Source organism: Streptomyces hawaiiensis (assembly GCF_004803895.1).
Classification (GTDB): domain Bacteria; phylum Actinomycetota; class Actinomycetes; order Streptomycetales; family Streptomycetaceae; genus Streptomyces; species Streptomyces hawaiiensis.
In genome coordinates, this window is the sequence record NZ_CP021978.1 from 2,995,654 (window position 1) to 3,011,144 (window position 15,491).

Sequence of the window (15,491 nt, forward strand, 5' to 3'; positions counted from 1 at the left end):
GCGCCTCAGGGGCGGGGTCAGACGACCTCGACACCGGGCCGGCCCGCCTGGACCCTCAGCCGGGCCAGCGTGCTCGGGGTCGCGGTCGGCTGCCGGACCGTGTCGACCACCCTGACCTGGGCGTCGATGCGGTCGCGGCGGACATCGAAGAGGTGGTAGCCGCGGTGCGCGTCCAGCAGCTTCCAGTGCGGGTTGTCCGGGCGCCGCGGGTCCCACTCCTTGCGGAAGGCCTCCTGGTCCTGGTCGCCGTTGCTGGAGATCGAGGTGCCGACGAACTCGGCGCCGACGACCCTGGAGCCCGGGTCGGCGTAGTCCTCCTTGAGGTCGCTGATCATCGTCAGGTGCCGGTCGCCGGAGAGCACGACGGGATTGCGGACCTGCCTGAACTCCTGGAGGAACCGGTTGCGTTCGGCCTGGTAGCCGTCCCAGGCGTCGTAGAACCAGAGCTTGCCCTCGCCGACCTTGAGGTCCGTCTCGGCCATCATGATCTGGGAGGCGATGAGGTTCCAGCGGGCGGGCGAGTCCTGCAGCCCGTTCAGCAGCCACTGCTTCTGCCGCGCGCCGAGCATGGTCAGCGACGGGTCCTGGGCGCCGGCCTGGCTGGTGGCCTGATCGCTGCGGTACTGGCGGGTGTCCAGGACCTTGAGCCGGGCCAGGCGGCCGAACTCCAGGCGGCGGTACATCCGGATGTGCGGACCCGTGGGGACGGCGGTGGCACGAACCGGCATGTGCTCGTAGAACGCCTGATAGGCCGCGGTCAGCCGGGCCACGAACGCGTCGTGCGGCTGCTTGTCCGGATCCTGCGGGATCTCGCCGGCGAAGTCGTTGTCCACCTCGTGGTCGTCGAAGGTCACCACGAAGGGCGCGTTCGCGTGCATCGCCGCGAGGTCCGGGTCGGTGCGGTACTGGGCGTACCGGTTGCGGTACTGGGTGAGGCTGAAGGGCTCACCGGTGCCCTCGTGCCGCCGTACGCCTGTCGCCGAGGGCGTGGACTCGTAGATGTAGTCCCCGACGAACACCACGACGTCCGGGTCCTGGTCGAGCATGTCTGCGTAGGGCGTGAAATAGCCGTGCTGCCAGTTCTGGCAGGAGGCGAGGGCCATGCGCAGGGAGCCACCGGAGCTGTGGCGGTGGGGCGCGGTACGGGTGCGGCCTACGGGCGAGAGCTGCCCGCTGGTGCGGAAGCGGTACCAGTACGCACGGTCCGAGCGCAGCCCGCGTACGTCCACGTGAACGCTGTGCCCGTACTCGGGCCGGGCCTGGGCGGTGCCCCGTCGGACGACCTTTCTGAACCGTTGGTCTTCCGCGAGCTGCCACTCCACCGGCACCGCCCGGTCGGGCATGCCGCCGCCGTTCAGCGGGTCCGGGGCGAGCCTCGTCCACAGCACGACGCCGTCCGGCAGCGGGTCGCCCGAGGAGACGCCGAGGCTGAACACACCGTCGGGCAGCGGCGTCTCGGCCGCGCGGGCGGCGGCCGGCAGCCACAGCTGGGCGGAGGCGGCGGCGCCGAGCACCGCGGCACCGGCGGTCAGAAAGCGGCGGCGGTCGGGGGATACTGCTCCGGTCATCGGCTGACTCCCTTACCTCACTGGCCACTTGGACACGGGGAAGCTTCACGCTCGCGGGCGGTCCGCCCGCTGAACGCCGGGGTTCACGTACATGACAACTAAGAGACAAAGAGAGACTCGCCGCCAGCATCGGAACAAGCCGTTGCCGGGGCGAGTCTGACAGGTGATCAGTACGGGGTCAGCGAGCGAAACCGGTGCCGAGGCAGGAGCCGTTCCCGGCCGTGCCGAGGGTGCCCGCGCCGAAGCGGAGCGAGCCGGTGCCGGTGGCGGTGGCGGTGGGAGCGTCGACTGATGACCTGCTTGGGGGCGAGGTCGGGGCCCTTGGCCGAGCCGTGCACGGCGGCCACGTACCCGGCCCGGGCGTGCCTGTCGACCTTGCCGCGCGGGGCGGCGACGGCCAGGTCCTCCTGGCCGTCGCCGTTGAAGTCGTCGTGGCGCTTCTCCGCGGCGGACGGAGAAGCGGGGGCGGCGTGCGCGGGCCGCCTGGCGATTACGGTGCGGGGAGGAGCAAAACCCTCAGCAGCACTACCCGGTACGCCTTAGAACGGCTCGAAGTCGTCGAACTCCTGCTGCGCCTCGTCCCGCTCGGCCTGCCGGTCCTTGCGGCGCTGCGCGGCCGGCCGCTCCCCCTCGAGCCGGTGGTCCTCACCGCGTCGGCCGAGCATCTCGGCCCCGGCCGTCATGGACGGCTCCCAGTCGAAGACGACCGCGTTGTCCTCGGGGCCGATGGCGACGCCGTCGCCGCCCCGGGCGCCCGCCTTCATCAGCTCCTGCTCGACACCGAGCCGGTTGAGCCGGTCCGCCAGATAACCGACCGCCTCGTCGTTGTTGAAGTCGGTCTGGCGCACCCAGCGTTCGGGCTTCTCGCCGCGCACCCGGAACAGGCCGTCGGCCTCGCACGTCACGGTGAAGCCGGTGTCGTCCACGGCCTTGGGCCGGATCACGATCCGGGTGGCCTCTTCCTTCGGCTTCGCGGCCCGCGACTGCGCCACGAGCTCCGCGAGCGCGTACGACAGCTCCTTCAGGCCCATGTGCGCCACGGCCGACACCTCGAACACGCGGTACCCGCGCGCCTCCAGGTCGGGCCGCACCATCTCGGCCAGATCCTTGCCGTCCGGTACGTCGATCTTGTTCAGGACGACGATCCGCGGCCGCTTGTCCAGCCCGCCGTACTGCCGCAGCTCCTCCTCGATGATGTCGAGGTCGGAGACCGGGTCACGGTCCGACTCCAGCGTCGCGGTGTCCAGGACGTGCACGAGCACACTGCACCGCTCCACGTGCCGCAGGAACTCCAGGCCCAGGCCCTTGCCCTGACTGGCCCCGGGGATCAGCCCGGGCACGTCGGCGATCGTGTACACCGTCGAACCGGCCGTGACGACACCGAGGTTCGGCACCAGCGTGGTGAAGGGGTAGTCGGCGATCTTCGGCTTGGCGGCGCTCAGCACCGAGATCAGCGACGACTTGCCGGCACTCGGGTACCCGACGAGCGCCACGTCGGCGACGGTCTTCAGCTCCAGGACGACGTCCCGCAGGTCCCCCGGCTCACCGAGCAGCGCGAACCCTGGCGCCTTGCGCCGGGCGGAGGCCAGCGCCGCGTTGCCGAGCCCGCCCCGGCCGCCCTGCGCGGCGACGTACGACGTACCGTGCCCGACCAGGTCGGCGAGGACGTTGCCCGCCTTGTCCAGCACCACCGTGCCGTCCGGCACCGGCAGGACGAGGTCCTGCCCGTCCTTGCCGGAGCGGTTGCCGCCCTCGCCCGGTTTGCCGTTGGTGGCGTTGCGGTGCGGGGAGTGGTGGTAGTCGAGCAGCGTGGTGACCGACTGGTCGACGGTGAGGATCACGTCCCCGCCGCGCCCGCCGTTGCCGCCGTCCGGCCCGCCGAGGGGCTTGAACTTCTCACGGTGGACGGAGGCACAGCCGTGGCCTCCGCTACCCGCGGCGACGTGCAGCTCGACGCGGTCCACGAAGGTGGTCATGGGATGTGCCTCCAGTTACTACGGGAATGTCTTGGGTTAACACGCGAAAGGCGGACCCGCTTCCCCTGAGGGAAGTGAGGTCCGCCTCGCGAAAGCTTCCGATCAGGCGACCGGAACGATGTTCACGACCTTGCGGCCACGGTGGGTGCCGAACTGCACCGAACCGGCCGCGAGGGCGAACAGCGTGTCGTCGCCACCACGGCCGACGCCGGCGCCCGGGTGGAAGTGGGTGCCGCGCTGACGAACCAGGATCTCACCCGCGTTGACGACCTGACCGCCGAAGCGCTTCACGCCGAGCCGCTGGGCATTGGAGTCGCGACCGTTCCGGGTGGACGATGCGCCCTTCTTGTGTGCCATTTCTCCTCAGTCCCTTACTTCGCAGCCGCGGGGATCTCAGTGACCTTGATCGCCGTGTACTGCTGGCGGTGGCCCTGGCGACGGCGGTAACCGGTCTTGTTCTTGTAGCGCAGAATGTCGATCTTCTGGCCCTTGTGGTGGTCCACGACCTCGGCCTGGACCTTGATGCCGGCCAGCACCCACGGGTCGCTGGTCACGGCGTCGCCGTCGACAACGAGCAGGGTCGAGAGCTCGACCGAGTCGCCAACCTTGGCAGTGGAAATCTTGTCAACCTCAACGATGTCGCCGACAGCAACCTTGTGCTGGCGACCACCGCTGCGCACGATGGCGTACACGCGGAACTCACTCTCTAGCTCGGGAAACGGCACCCCCGCAGGCCAGCCGCCCGACTCAGCGAGCGGCCTCTCCTGGCGCCCGGCGCCCGGAGGATGAGGTTTACGGGGATGTGACGCGTCAATCGACACGCCGACGGTCAAGGTTACGGGGCCGCGGCCGAAGGGGTCAAACCGAGCCGGGCCCGTCACCTGTGCGACCGGTCACGCCGGTCGCGTCCGCCGGGGCGTACGCGCGCTCGCGCACGCCCCGGCGGACAGCGGGGCCGGTCAGCCCTCGTCGGTGGAGGCCGAGACGGAGGAGGCTGAGGACGCCGACTGCTCCGCCGCCACGGTCTTCTTCGACGCGGTCTTCTTGGCGGCGGTCTTGGTGGTCTTCGCCGCCTTCTTGGCCGTCGTCTTCTTGGCTGCGGTCTTCTTCGCCGTCGTCTTCTTGGTGGTGGCGGCCTTCTTCGCCGTGGCCTTCTTGGCCGTCTTGCGGGCCGTCTTCTTGGCGGGGGCCGACTCCTCGGCGGCCTCCTGCGTGGTGTCACTGTCGGACGCGGACGCCTGCGGGGCCTCCTCGGACACCGGCTCCTCGGACGCGGCCGACGGGACGACCACGACGGCCGTCTCCTCGGACGCGGTGGACACCGTGGGCTTGCGCACGGCACGGCGCCGCGGACGGGCCGGGGCGGCGCTCTCGGCGGGCGGCTCGGCGACGGCCTCGGGCTGTGCGGCCTGCTCGGGCGTCTCCGCGGCCTCGGACACCGCGGGTGCGGTCTCGGCGACCGTCACCACGGCCGCCTCGGCCCCTGCCGGAGAACCGGCGGGAGCGGACACCTTGCGGGTGGCCCGCCGACGGGTACGGCCCTTGGGCGCGGCCTCCTCGACCGGAGCGGCCGGAGCGGCAGCAGCGGCCTGCGCGGCCTCGACCACCGGGTCCTCCACGGCCATCGGCTCGGCCTGCGCCTCGGCGGCCGTCTCCGGTTGAACCGGACGGGCGACCTCCTGCTCGGCGGTCACGTCCTGAGCCGTCGGCACCTCGGCCTCGGCCTGCTCGGCCCTGCCCCTGCCGCGCCGGGCCTTGTCCCTGCCCTGCTCGGCCTTCGGCTCCGCCACCTCACCACGCGGGGAGCCCGCCGGAGCCGACGCCCGCCGGCTCGCCCGGCGTCGCGACCGGCCACGGCCGGCCGCGGCCTCCGCCTCGGCGGCGCTGCTGTACAGGTCCTCGTCGGGCTCGAAGACCGGTTCGGGCAGCGCGAGCGGCTCGGCGACCTCGGCACCGACCTCGGCCTCGGTCTCGGCCTCCTCCTCGGCGGTCTCGACGGCCGCCTCGTGGACGTGCGGCTGCTCGGCGGCGCCGGCACGCGCGCGCTTCTTACGCTTGCCGCCGCCTCCGGGGGCCGTCGGCTGCTCCATGTGCACGATGACACCACGCCCGTTGCAGTGGACGCAGGTCTCGGAGAAGGACTCCAGCAGGCCCTGTCCGACCCGCTTGCGGGTCATCTGCACGAGCCCCAGCGAGGTCACCTCGGCGACCTGGTGCTTCGTACGGTCCCGGCCCAGGCACTCCAGCAGGCGCCGCAGCACCAGGTCCCGGTTGGACTCCAGCACCATGTCGATGAAGTCGATGACGATGATGCCGCCGAGGTCGCGCAGCCGCAGCTGACGCACGATCTCCTCGGCCGCCTCCAGGTTGTTCCTGGTGACCGTCTCCTCGAGGTTGCCGCCCTGGCCGGTGAACTTGCCGGTGTTGACGTCGACGACGACCATCGCCTCGGTCCGGTCGATCACCAGCGAACCGCCGCTGGGCAGCCACACCTTGCGGTCGAGGGCCTTGGCGAGCTGCTCGTCGATCCGGTACGTGGCGAAGACGTCGACCTCGGAGGTCCACTTCGACAGCCGCTCGGCGAGGTCCGGCGCGACGTGCGAGACGTACCCGTGGATGGTCGACCACGCCTCGTCGCCGCTGACGACGACCTTGGAGAAGTCCTCGTTGAAGATGTCGCGCACGACCCGGACGGTCATGTCCGGCTCGCCGTACAGCAGCGTCGGGGCGTTGCCGCCGTTCTTCGCCTTCTTCTGGATGTCCTCCCACTGCCCCTGCAGACGCTCCACGTCGCGGCGCAGCTCGTCCTCGCTCGCGCCCTCGGCGGCGGTGCGCACGATGACACCCGCGTCCTCGGGGACGATCTTCTTGAGGATGGTCTTCAGCCGGGCCCGCTCGGTGTCGGGCAGCTTGCGGCTGATGCCGGTCATGGAGCCCTCGGGCACGTACACGAGGTAGCGGCCCGGGAGGGAGACCTGGCTGGTCAGGCGGGCGCCCTTGTGGCCGATGGGGTCCTTCGTCACCTGGACGAGCACCGACTGGCCGGACTTCAGGGCGGATTCGATGCGCCGCGGCCCGTGAGCCATGCCCAGCGCCTCGAAGTTGACCTCACCGGCGTACAGGACGGCGTTGCGGCCCTTGCCGATGTCGATGAAGGCGGCCTCCATCGACGGCAGCACGTTCTGCACCTTGCCGAGGTAGACGTTGCCGACGTACGAGGTCGCCTGCTCCTTGTTGACGTAGTGCTCGACGAGCACGTTGTCCTCGAGGACGCCGATCTGCGTGCGGTCGCCGTGCTGGCGCACGACCATCACGCGCTCGACGGCCTCGCGGCGGGCCAGGAACTCGGCCTCGGTGATGATCGGGACGCGCCGGCGGCCCTGCTCGCGGCCTTCGCGGCGGCGCTGCTTCTTGGCCTCCAGACGGGTCGAGCCCTTGATGGACTGCACCTCGTCGGACGGCTCGGCCTTGGGTCGGGGCTCGCGGACCTTGACGACCGTGCGCTCCGGGTCGTCGTCGGAGGGCTCGGGGTCGTTGCCGGAGTCACCGGCACGGCGACGGCGGCGACGGCGCCGGCGGCTGCTGCTGGAGCCGCCGCCACCGGACTCGTCGTGGTCGGTGGCGTCCTCGGAGTCCTCGTCGTCCTCCTCGGCGGTGTCCTCGGCGTCCTGCGCTGCGGCGGTCTGCTCGGACTCGGCGTCCTCGCCGTCGGACTCGGCCGACTCGCCACGCCTGCGGCGGCGACCGCCCCGGCGACGGCGACGGCGCGAGCCGATGCCCTCGGACTCATCCTGGTCGTCGCCGTCGGCCTGGTCCTCGGCGGAGTCGTCGGCCTCCTCCGCCTCGTCGGCGGCGGTGTCGGCGGTGTCGGCGGCGTCGGTCTCGGGGGCCTGGGTCTCGGGCTCGTCGCCGGCGCCGCGGCGACGGCGCCGACGGCGCGAGCCGCCGGTCGGCTCCTCGCGCTGAGCCTCGGCCGGCGCGGATTCCTCCGCCTCCTGGGGCTCCTCGGCCCCGACCGCCTCGGCGGCGGCTGCGGCAGCGGCCCGCTCCGGCGTCTGGAACTGGGGCTCGGTGAAGACGGGCGCCTGGAACAGCGCGACGGCGGGTCGCGCCGGACGCGACGGCGACTCGCTGTCGCTGTCGGCCGCGACCGCGCGAGCGGAGGCCTTCGAGCCCCTCGCGCCCTTGGCGGGCTGGGCAGGCTCGGCGAAGCCGCCGGCGGCCCGGCGCACGACCCGGCGACGGCGACGCGGACCGGTCTCCTCGGCCGGCTCGGCGGCCTCGGCGGCGGTTTCGGCAGGGACCTCGGCAGCGCGGGCGGGCTCGGCGGCCGCGGTCTCGGAGGCGGTGGCCTCGGACGCGCGGTCGGGTTCGGCGGCGGGGTTCTCGGTCACAGGTGCCTTCGCCTCCTCGGCGTTCCCCTCCACCGCGTCCGCGGCGGAAGGCGCCCCGGCAGGCGCGGACGCCCGCCGTGAGGCACGCCGGCGAGTCCGACGCGGAGCAGCCTCTTCAGGGGCCTCTTCAAGGGCCTCGGCACCTTCGGCGGTACCTGCGGCGGCGCCGTCTGCCACGAGCGCCGGCTGCGGGCCGTCGGCCACGGCCGGTGCCGCGACCGTCTCGGCCGTCTCCGCCTCCGCCTCCGGAGCGGCGACGGGCGAGGTCACGGTGCGCGTGGCGCGGCGCCGGGTGCGCTTGGGAGCGGCGTCCTCGCTCCCTTCGGCGGACGCGGCGGGTGTGGCGGCCTCGTCCGGCTCGGAAGCGCCGGGAGTGCCGGCGGTCGCCGGGACCACGGTCTCGGCGGCCTCAGCGGCCGCCGGAGCGCCGACGGGCGCGGAAGCACGACGCACGGCGCGACGCCGCTTACGCCCGGCGGGCGCGGCATCCTCGTCGCTGTCGACGGCCTCGGGAGCCTTGTCGGCCTCGGCGACGGCTCCCTCGAGCTCGTCGGCCTCGTCGGCCGCTACGGCGTCGGCCTCTGCGACATCAGCCGCGAGTTCCTCGGCATCGGCGGCCGGTATGGCCGGCGCGACGGTCTCCACCGGCGCGTCGGAAGCGCCGGTGGGCGGGCCAGCCGGGCGGGACGCGGCACGGCGCCGCCGCCGGGGCGGCAGGGTGTCGCTGGGAGTGTTCTGTTCGGAACCCTCTGTGGGTTCGGTCGGTTCGAGCATGCGGGCTTATCTCCCGTCAGGCTCCCGGGCGCCGCGCCTGGTCCGGCTGTGCCGGTGACGTCCGCGGCTCGCGCTGTGCGCGTCGCCGCCGTCCGGGGCGCGGGCGCCGCACGGGAGCTCTCTGTGTCCTGTCTCACCGGTTCCGTACGCCGAATGCGTACGGCCTGGCGAAAGTCTTCTGGTCGGTGCGCTGCCCGACCCAGGTGGCTCCCGAGTCCGAGGGCGGCGCTACGACGTCCGTCCCTACGCGGAACCTTCCTTACGCCGACGCCGTCGCGGCGGCAGTCGGTTCGGCCGTTGAGTCGGCCTCGACTGCCTCGCGGTCGGGCGCGAGCGGGTCGGTCACCGTGCCGGTCTCTGCATCGAACAGCCCCTGCGCCAGCCTGGTCACCGCTGCGGGGACCGGCGGCGCCAGGTCGGCCACGGCGCGGAGACCGGACAGGACGTCGTCGGGTCGTACGGCAGGCGTCACGTGCCGAACAACCAGCCGCAGTATCGCACAGGGCTGGTCGGTCGGCCTATCAGCCTGCGAACTGTGCGTTTCCGCGAGGTCGCGGACCTCCAGGCTCGCGACGGCGGAGCGGGCGTCGAACGTACGGACGCCGTTCTTGGCGAGGCGCTGGACCTCGACGGCCTCGGCCGCGTTGAAGGCGTCCGCCGCCCGGCGGGCCTCCTCCGGCGGCACTCCGTCCAGCCGGAGCTCCCAGACGGAAGCCGTCAGCCGGTCGGCGAGTCCCGAGGTGCGGGCCTCGACCGCCTCGGTGATGTCGAGCCCGGCGGGCATCGACTCGTCGAGGAGGGCCCTGAGCTGCTCCGGGTCGCGCTGCGCGGTGAGCGCGATCTCCAGGTACTCCGCCTCACTGCCCGTGCCGGTGGGTGCGGCATTGGCGTACGACACCTTCGGGTGCGGTGTGAAGCCGGCCGAGTAGGCCATCGGCACCTCGGCACGGCGCAACGCACGCTCGAAGGCGCGCTGGAAGTCACGGTGGCTGGTGAACCGGAGGCGGCCGCGCTTGGTGTAACGCAGTCGGATGCGCTGCACCGCGGGTGCGGGCGGCGGGCCTTCGGGCTGTCGCTTGCCCAGTGTCGTTCAGTCCTTCGTGAGAGCGGTCGTACTGCTATCAAGAGTACGTGTCTCGTGCCCCGAAGGTTCCCTCCGGTCGACCGGCTGCGGCTGCCGCGGCTCGCCGAAGAGCATCCGCCGGAAGTCGGCGCGGGCCTGACGTACGGACTCCCGGGCGGCGGCCAGCGCCTGCCGGGTGGCCCGCCCCGCACTGCGGGCGGCCTCGGCGGCGGGCCGCAGGACGGTGTCCCGTACGACATGCCCCACGGGCGTCAGCACGCTGCGGTAGACCCATCGCACCGGCTCGACGAAGATCCACCGCAAGAGGGTGCCGAGGAAGCGCCCGACGGCGAGCGAGATGTGCCCGGCGATGCGCCATGCATGACCGAGGGCGTCCCACAGCTCCCGCCCGATGACGGCGAGGACGCGTCCGACCGGCGTGAGGATCCAGCGCCAGAGGGCGAGCGCGGGCAGGACGAGCAGGATGCGGGCGATCCAGTAGAGCGCCATCCCTACGCCGGTGACGGCCGTGCTCACCAGCCACACGAGCCCCTTGGCGCACCAGCCGATCGCGCGGCCGACGGGTGCGAGCACCCAGGTGTACAGCCAGAGGGCGGGTACGACGACGAGGTACTTGGCGAGCCAGGCCAGGGCCGTCCAGACGCCGAGGCCGAGCGCGGCGAGCACGGCGCCGAGCCCCTTCAGCACCCCCATCACCGCGTGCCCGACGGGCGTGAGCAGACAGGCGTACACCCAGCCGAGCGCGGCGCCCACGCCCCCCGCGATCCAGCCGGCCGCGGCTCCGATCCCCCGGGCGACCCATGCGATCGCGTGCCCCACAGGGGTCAGCACATACCGGTACAGCCAGACCACAGGGACGACGACGAGGACGTTCCCGAGCCATCCGAGGGCCTTGCCCACCGGGACGACGACATAGCGCCACAGCCCCACGAACGGCCAGACGAACACCGCCCGCCCGAGCCACAGCAGCGCCCGGCCGAGCGGCCGGAGCAGGGCGTCGTTCAGGAACCGCCCGGCCACGACGAGCGCGTCCCACAGCATCCGCACGGGGACGACCAGGACGAGCACGACGATCCGCACGGGAATCCGGATCGCGACGGCGAGACACCCCTCGGGCGCCTCGGGCTCGCGCCGGACAGGCGGCTCGGCCGGCCGCTTGCGCGGATCGACACGCGCCTCGGAACCCTCGCGGGGGTGCTTCTCCAGATCCATACCGTCGTAGACGCCTTCAGTGCCCCATCCGGATGCAGCACCGCACAGTCCCGCCCCGTTCTCCCGCGATTCCTCCCCCCGGCCGCAAGATCATACGGCTCACGAGCGGGTGACCTGCGCCTGCAGCAGCCGGGGCGACTCCTGAAAGCCGTTGCGGGCGTACGCGGGGATCGCCCGGGAACTGGAGTGGACGGTCACGCGTTCCAGCCCGAGCTCGCGGGCTGTGTCCAGGACGGCCTGGACGAGCCGCCCGCCCAGCCCGCCGTCCCGTGCCCCGGGCACGACGTACACGCACTGCAGATCGCCGGAGGCCCGCCGCGGCGCCCTGGGCGTGGGCACCCGCTGCACCACCGCGAGCCAGGCCATGCCGATGACCCGGTCGTCCCGGACGAGCACCGTGCAGCGGTGGGATCCGGCGTTCTCCCCCGCCCAGGTGACGAAGTGCCGTACGAAGTCCTCGCGTTCGCCGAGGTTCTCGCGTTCGCCGAAGTTCTCTCGTTCGCCGAGTTCCTGCGAGCCGTTCTCGACGAGCCACTCCCACCGGAGGGCGGCCACGACGGCGAGTTCGGCGGGCCGGGCCGGGCGGATGCTGATGTTCTCCATCAGGGCATTGTCGGCTCGGGCGTAGGGGCGGGCGCCCCGTCCGTCTCCCAGCGCAGCAGATCTCCCGGCTGGCACTCCAGCACCTCGCACAGCGCGGCGAGGGTGGAGAAGCGGACCGCCTTGGCACGGCCGTTCTTGAGGACTGCCAGGTTGGCGGGGGTGATGCCGACACGTTCCGCCAGTTCGCCCACGGACATCTTGCGTTTGGCCAGCATCACGTCGATGTCGACGGCGATGGGCATCAGATGACCTCTTCCAGCTCGGCCTGCATCTGGGCCGCCTCGATGTCGCGGGCGACGGCCTGCGCGAGCAGCATCCGCAGCACGAGCACGATCAGCGCGACGCCCAGTACGGCCAGAACGACCCCGCACAGCAGCAGGACCACCCCGGGAGCGACGGCCTCGCCCGGTGCGAGCACGACCGCGAGCGCGAAGACCAGCAGGGCGGCCGCCACGAACGCGCCGATCACGATGTGCACGTAGCGGAAGGCGGCGGTGGAGAACACCGTCCCGCGACGCACCATCGTCACCAGCCGCCACACGCAGACCACGACGACCTGGGCCGTCACGACCCCCAGGATCGTGATCACGATGATCGGGGTGCGCAGATACGCATACTCGGGCTTGAGCCCGTTCATGTCGACCGCCAGCAGCGGCACCATCACCGCCTGCACGAACAACGACCCTGCGAGCAGCACCACGAGCACCCCAGGCAACGCCGCCACGGCCACTTTCCCCATCGCCACTCCCTCGATCGAACAACGATGGAAATCTATCGAGATTCGATAGGCAGCGCAAGAGGCGACGCACGACGCGGCCCGAGGAGAAGACGCCGGGAAGACGAACACGGCGTACGACTGCCGACCGGCGCGCGCGACACGTGGCACCGTGAAAGAAGACATGCGTGCCCAGCACTCGGACCGAGGAGGACCACAGTGGACTGGCGCGTGTTCGCACGGGAGATGGCCTCCATGGCGCGTGACCTGCTCGCCCAGGAGTCGGTAGACGCCACGCTCGAGCACATCACCAGAGCGGCCACGGATCACGTCGCGGGATGCGACGCGGCCGGCATCCTCCTCCTGCACGGCAAGCGCGTGGAGACGCTGGCCCCCACCCACGACCTGGTCGTCGAGAGCGACCGGCTCCAGGAGCGCCTCGCGGAGGGCCCCTGCTTCGACGCGGCCCGCACCAGCACCGAGGAGCGCGTGTTCCGCATCGCCGACTTCACCGCCGACCAGCCCCGCTGGCCCGCCTACGCCGCACAGGCCCGTGAACTGGGCGTGGGCAGCATGATGGGCTTCCTGCTCTACACCGAGGACGAGGACCTCGGCGCGCTCGACCTCTACTCACACCACCCGGGATCCTTCACGGACGACAGCGAGACCGCCGGCTGGCTGCTGGCCTCGCACGCGGCGATCGCCTTCTCCAGCGCCCGTAGCCACGCCCAGATGGAACAGGCCATGACCACCCGCCACGTCATCGGCGAGGCCATGGGCATCCTCATGGGCGGCCACCGCCTCACCGAGGAACAGGCCTTCGAGGTGCTGCGCCGCTACTCCCAGGAGAAGAACATCAAGCTCCGCGAGGTCGCCCGGCGGGTCTGCGAAGAGGGCCGCCTGACCTGACGGCTCCCCCAGCACACATTCTGAACTGGGGGAACCTGGCCGAGGCGGCCCCCCGGGGGAGCGTCACCAACCCGACCTGCTCAGCGAGTCCCCCTCAGAGCGGGCCTCTCACCTCCCAGCCCCCGCGCGTGAGGTGCGACGCGGGATCGGGGCCCTCTGTCGCTTCGTCGACCGGATGGACGGTGAGAGCGGATCCGGCGATTCCCGAGAGCCGTCGAGCAGACCAGCCCTCAGTGCCCGTGCCCACTGGGAGCCGGCGCCGCGTTCTTGACCGTCAGGGGCAGCAGCTTCTTGCCCGTCGGACCGATCTGGATCTGGGTGTCCATCTGCGGACACACCCCACAGTCGAAGCACGGCGTCCAGCGGCAGTCCTCGACCTCCGTCTCGTCGAGGGAGTCCTGCCAATCCTCCCAGAGCCAGTCCTTGTCCAGGCCGGAGTCGAGGTGGTCCCAGGGGAGGACCTCCTCGTAGGTGCGTTCGCGGGTGGTGTACCAGTCGACGTCGACACCGAACGGGGCGAGGGCCTTGTCGGCGCAGGCCATCCAGCGGTCGTACGAGAAGTGCTCGCGCCAGCCGTCGAAGCGGCCGCCGTCGTCGTAGACCGCGCGGATGACCGCGCCGATGCGGCGGTCGCCCCGGGAGAGGAGGCCCTCGACGATGCCGGGCTTGCCGTCGTGGTAGCGGAAGCCGATCGAGCGGCCGTACTTCTTGTCGCCGCGGATCTTGTCCCGCAGCTTCTGCAGACGGGCGTCCGTCTCCTCGGCGGAGAGCTGCGGGGCCCACTGGAAGGGCGTGTGCGGCTTGGGGACGAAGCCGCCGATCGAGACCGTGCAGCGGATGTCGTTGGATCGGGAGACCTCGCGGCCCTTGGCGATGACCTTCGTCGCCATGTCGGCGATCTGGAGGACGTCGTCGTCGGTCTCCGTCGGCAGGCCGCACATGAAGTACAGCTTCACCTGGCGCCAGCCGTTGCCGTACGCCGTCGAGACCGTGCGGATCAGGTCCTCTTCCGAGACCATCTTGTTGATGACCTTGCGGATGCGTTCCGAGCCGCCCTCGGGGGCGAAGGTGAGACCCGAGCGGCGGCCGTTCCTGGTCAGCTCGTTCGCCAGGTCGATGTTGAAGGCGTCCACGCGGGTGGAGGGGAGCGACAGGCCGATCTTGTCGTCCTCGTAGCGGTCCGCGAGGCCCTTGGCGATGTCGCCGATCTCCGTGTGGTCGGCGGAGGACAGGGACAGCAGGCCGACCTCCTCGAAGCCCGTGGCCTTCAGGCCCTGCTCGACCATGTCGCCGATGCCCGTGATGGAGCGCTCGCGCACCGGGCGCGTGATCATGCCGGCCTGGCAGAAACGGCAGCCGCGGGTGCAGCCGCGGAAGATCTCCACCGACATGCGCTCGTGCACCGTCTCGGCCAGCGGGACGAGCGGCTGCTTGGGGTACGGCCACTCGTCGAGGTCCATGACGGTGTGCTTGGAGACCCGCCACGGGACCCCGCTGCGCTTCGGCACGACACGGGCGATACGGCCGTCCGGCAGGTACTCGACGTCGTAGAAGCCGGGGACGTACACCCCACCCGTCTTGGCCAGGCGGAAGAGGAGCTCCTCGCGGCCTCCGGGGCGGCCCTCCGCCTTCCAGGCGCGGACGATCGCGGTGATCTCCAGGACCGCCTGTTCGCCGTCGCCGATCACGGCGCAGTCGATGAAGTCGGCGATCGGTTCGGGGTTGAACGCCGCGTGGCCGCCGGCCAGGACGATCGGGTCGTCCAGGCCGCGGTCCTTGGCCTCCAGGGGGATGCCGGCGAGGTCGAGGGCGGCCAGCATGTTCGTGTAGCCCAGCTCCGTGGAGAAGGACAGGCCGAACACGTCGAAGGCCTTGACGGGCCGGTGGCTGTCCACCGTGAACTGCGGGACGTGGTGCTCCCGCATGAGTTCCTCGAGGTCGGGCCAGACGCTGTAGGTGCGCTCGGCGAGGACGCCCTGCTGCTCGTTGAGCACCTCGTAGAGGATCATGACGCCCTGGTTGGGCAGACCGACCTCGTAGGCGTCCGGGTACATGAGCGCCCAGCGGACGTCACAGGAGTCCCAGTCCTTGACCGTGGAGTTGAGCTCTCCGCCGACGTACTGGATCGGCTTCTGCACATGCGGGAGCAGAGCTTCGAGCTGCGGGAAGACCGACGCAGCGACTTCGGCAGGCATGTCGCGCACCTTCGTGAGCTGGACTGAACTGACAGGGGTGACCATCCAGACTAACGCGATC

13 protein-coding genes are annotated in these 15,491 nt (G+C 71.6%); 1 reads left to right on the forward strand and 12 read right to left on the reverse strand.

Annotated elements, in window-relative coordinates; translation table 11 throughout:
• Positions 1-17: 17 nt before the first annotated feature.
• The 11 genes from CEB94_RS13820 to CEB94_RS13865 form a co-directional block, all read right to left on the reverse strand.
• Complete coding sequence (locus tag CEB94_RS13820) at positions 18-1,568, reverse strand: alkaline phosphatase D family protein (RefSeq protein ID WP_175432511.1); 1,551 nt, start codon at positions 1,566-1,568, stop codon at positions 18-20.
• Positions 1,569-1,735: 167 nt separating this feature from the next.
• Positions 1,736-2,059, reverse strand: a complete 324-nt coding sequence (locus CEB94_RS40880; protein ID WP_281292573.1) for an integrin alpha — start codon at positions 2,057-2,059, stop codon at positions 1,736-1,738.
• A gap of 48 nt (positions 2,060-2,107) precedes the next feature.
• Positions 2,108-3,544, reverse strand: coding sequence for a GTPase ObgE (gene obgE, locus CEB94_RS13825; protein ID WP_175432512.1), 1,437 nt, complete (start codon positions 3,542-3,544; stop codon positions 2,108-2,110).
• A 102-nt stretch (positions 3,545-3,646) separates the two neighbouring features.
• A complete protein-coding gene (rpmA, locus tag CEB94_RS13830; protein ID WP_042172004.1) occupies positions 3,647-3,901 on the reverse strand; it encodes a 50S ribosomal protein L27 in 255 nt (84 codons plus the stop codon).
• Positions 3,902-3,915: 14 nt separating this feature from the next.
• Positions 3,916-4,236 (reverse strand): 50S ribosomal protein L21, encoded by a 321-nt coding sequence (rplU, locus tag CEB94_RS13835; RefSeq protein WP_031130898.1) that lies wholly within the window; start codon positions 4,234-4,236, stop codon positions 3,916-3,918.
• 267 nt (positions 4,237-4,503) lie between these two features.
• Positions 4,504-8,712, reverse strand: a complete 4,209-nt coding sequence (locus CEB94_RS13840; protein WP_175432513.1) for an Rne/Rng family ribonuclease — start codon at positions 8,710-8,712, stop codon at positions 4,504-4,506.
• Positions 8,713-8,971: 259 nt separating this feature from the next.
• On the reverse strand, positions 8,972-9,754 hold the full coding sequence (locus CEB94_RS13845; protein ID WP_175432514.1) for a TIGR03936 family radical SAM-associated protein: 783 nt from the start codon (positions 9,752-9,754) through the stop codon (positions 8,972-8,974).
• Positions 9,755-9,802: 48 nt separating this feature from the next.
• A complete protein-coding gene (locus CEB94_RS13850; protein WP_175432515.1) occupies positions 9,803-11,008 on the reverse strand; it encodes a phage tail tape measure protein in 1,206 nt (401 codons plus the stop codon).
• A 99-nt stretch (positions 11,009-11,107) separates the two neighbouring features.
• Positions 11,108-11,611 carry a GNAT family N-acetyltransferase gene (locus CEB94_RS13855; RefSeq protein ID WP_175432516.1) on the reverse strand — a complete coding sequence of 168 codons (504 nt, stop codon included), beginning with the start codon at positions 11,609-11,611 and terminating at the stop codon, positions 11,108-11,110.
• Positions 11,611-11,853, reverse strand: coding sequence for a helix-turn-helix domain-containing protein (locus tag CEB94_RS13860; RefSeq protein WP_175432517.1), 243 nt, complete (start codon positions 11,851-11,853; stop codon positions 11,611-11,613). The genes CEB94_RS13855 and CEB94_RS13860 overlap by 1 nt, the downstream gene beginning before the upstream one ends.
• On the reverse strand, positions 11,853-12,350 hold the full coding sequence (locus tag CEB94_RS13865) for a DUF2975 domain-containing protein (protein WP_175432518.1): 498 nt from the start codon (positions 12,348-12,350) through the stop codon (positions 11,853-11,855). The genes CEB94_RS13860 and CEB94_RS13865 overlap by 1 nt, the downstream gene beginning before the upstream one ends.
• Positions 12,351-12,545: 195 nt before the next feature.
• On the opposite strand from CEB94_RS13865, the gene CEB94_RS13870 reads away from it, so the two are divergent.
• Positions 12,546-13,235 carry a GAF and ANTAR domain-containing protein gene (locus CEB94_RS13870; RefSeq protein ID WP_246111790.1) on the forward strand — a complete coding sequence of 230 codons (690 nt, stop codon included), beginning with the start codon at positions 12,546-12,548 and terminating at the stop codon, positions 13,233-13,235.
• A 230-nt stretch (positions 13,236-13,465) separates the two neighbouring features.
• Here CEB94_RS13870 and CEB94_RS13875 read toward each other — a convergent pair whose 3' ends face one another.
• Positions 13,466-15,430 carry a TIGR03960 family B12-binding radical SAM protein gene (locus CEB94_RS13875; RefSeq protein WP_175432519.1) on the reverse strand — a complete coding sequence of 655 codons (1,965 nt, stop codon included), beginning with the start codon at positions 15,428-15,430 and terminating at the stop codon, positions 13,466-13,468.
• Positions 15,431-15,491 lie beyond the last annotated feature (61 nt).

Bases quoted from the DNA above. Each gene is read 5' to 3' on its own strand.
- obgE (WP_175432512.1), bottom strand. From the start codon at position 3,544: ATGACCACCTTCGTGGACCGCGTCGAGCTGCACGTCGCCGCGGGTAGC.
- CEB94_RS13850 (WP_175432515.1), bottom strand. From the start codon at position 11,008: ATGGATCTGGAGAAGCACCCCCGCGAGGGTTCCGAGGCGCGTGTCGAT.
- CEB94_RS13820 (WP_175432511.1), bottom strand. From the start codon at position 1,568: ATGACCGGAGCAGTATCCCCCGACCGCCGCCGCTTTCTGACCGCCGGT.
- rpmA (WP_042172004.1), bottom strand. From the start codon at position 3,901: ATGGCACACAAGAAGGGCGCATCGTCCACCCGGAACGGTCGCGACTCC.
- CEB94_RS13855 (WP_175432516.1), bottom strand. From the start codon at position 11,611: ATGGAGAACATCAGCATCCGCCCGGCCCGGCCCGCCGAACTCGCCGTC.
- CEB94_RS13840 (WP_175432513.1), bottom strand. From the start codon at position 8,712: ATGCTCGAACCGACCGAACCCACAGAGGGTTCCGAACAGAACACTCCC.
- CEB94_RS13875 (WP_175432519.1), bottom strand. From the start codon at position 15,430: ATGCCTGCCGAAGTCGCTGCGTCGGTCTTCCCGCAGCTCGAAGCTCTG.
- CEB94_RS13865 (WP_175432518.1), bottom strand. From the start codon at position 12,350: ATGGGGAAAGTGGCCGTGGCGGCGTTGCCTGGGGTGCTCGTGGTGCTG.
- CEB94_RS13860 (WP_175432517.1), bottom strand. From the start codon at position 11,853: ATGCCCATCGCCGTCGACATCGACGTGATGCTGGCCAAACGCAAGATG.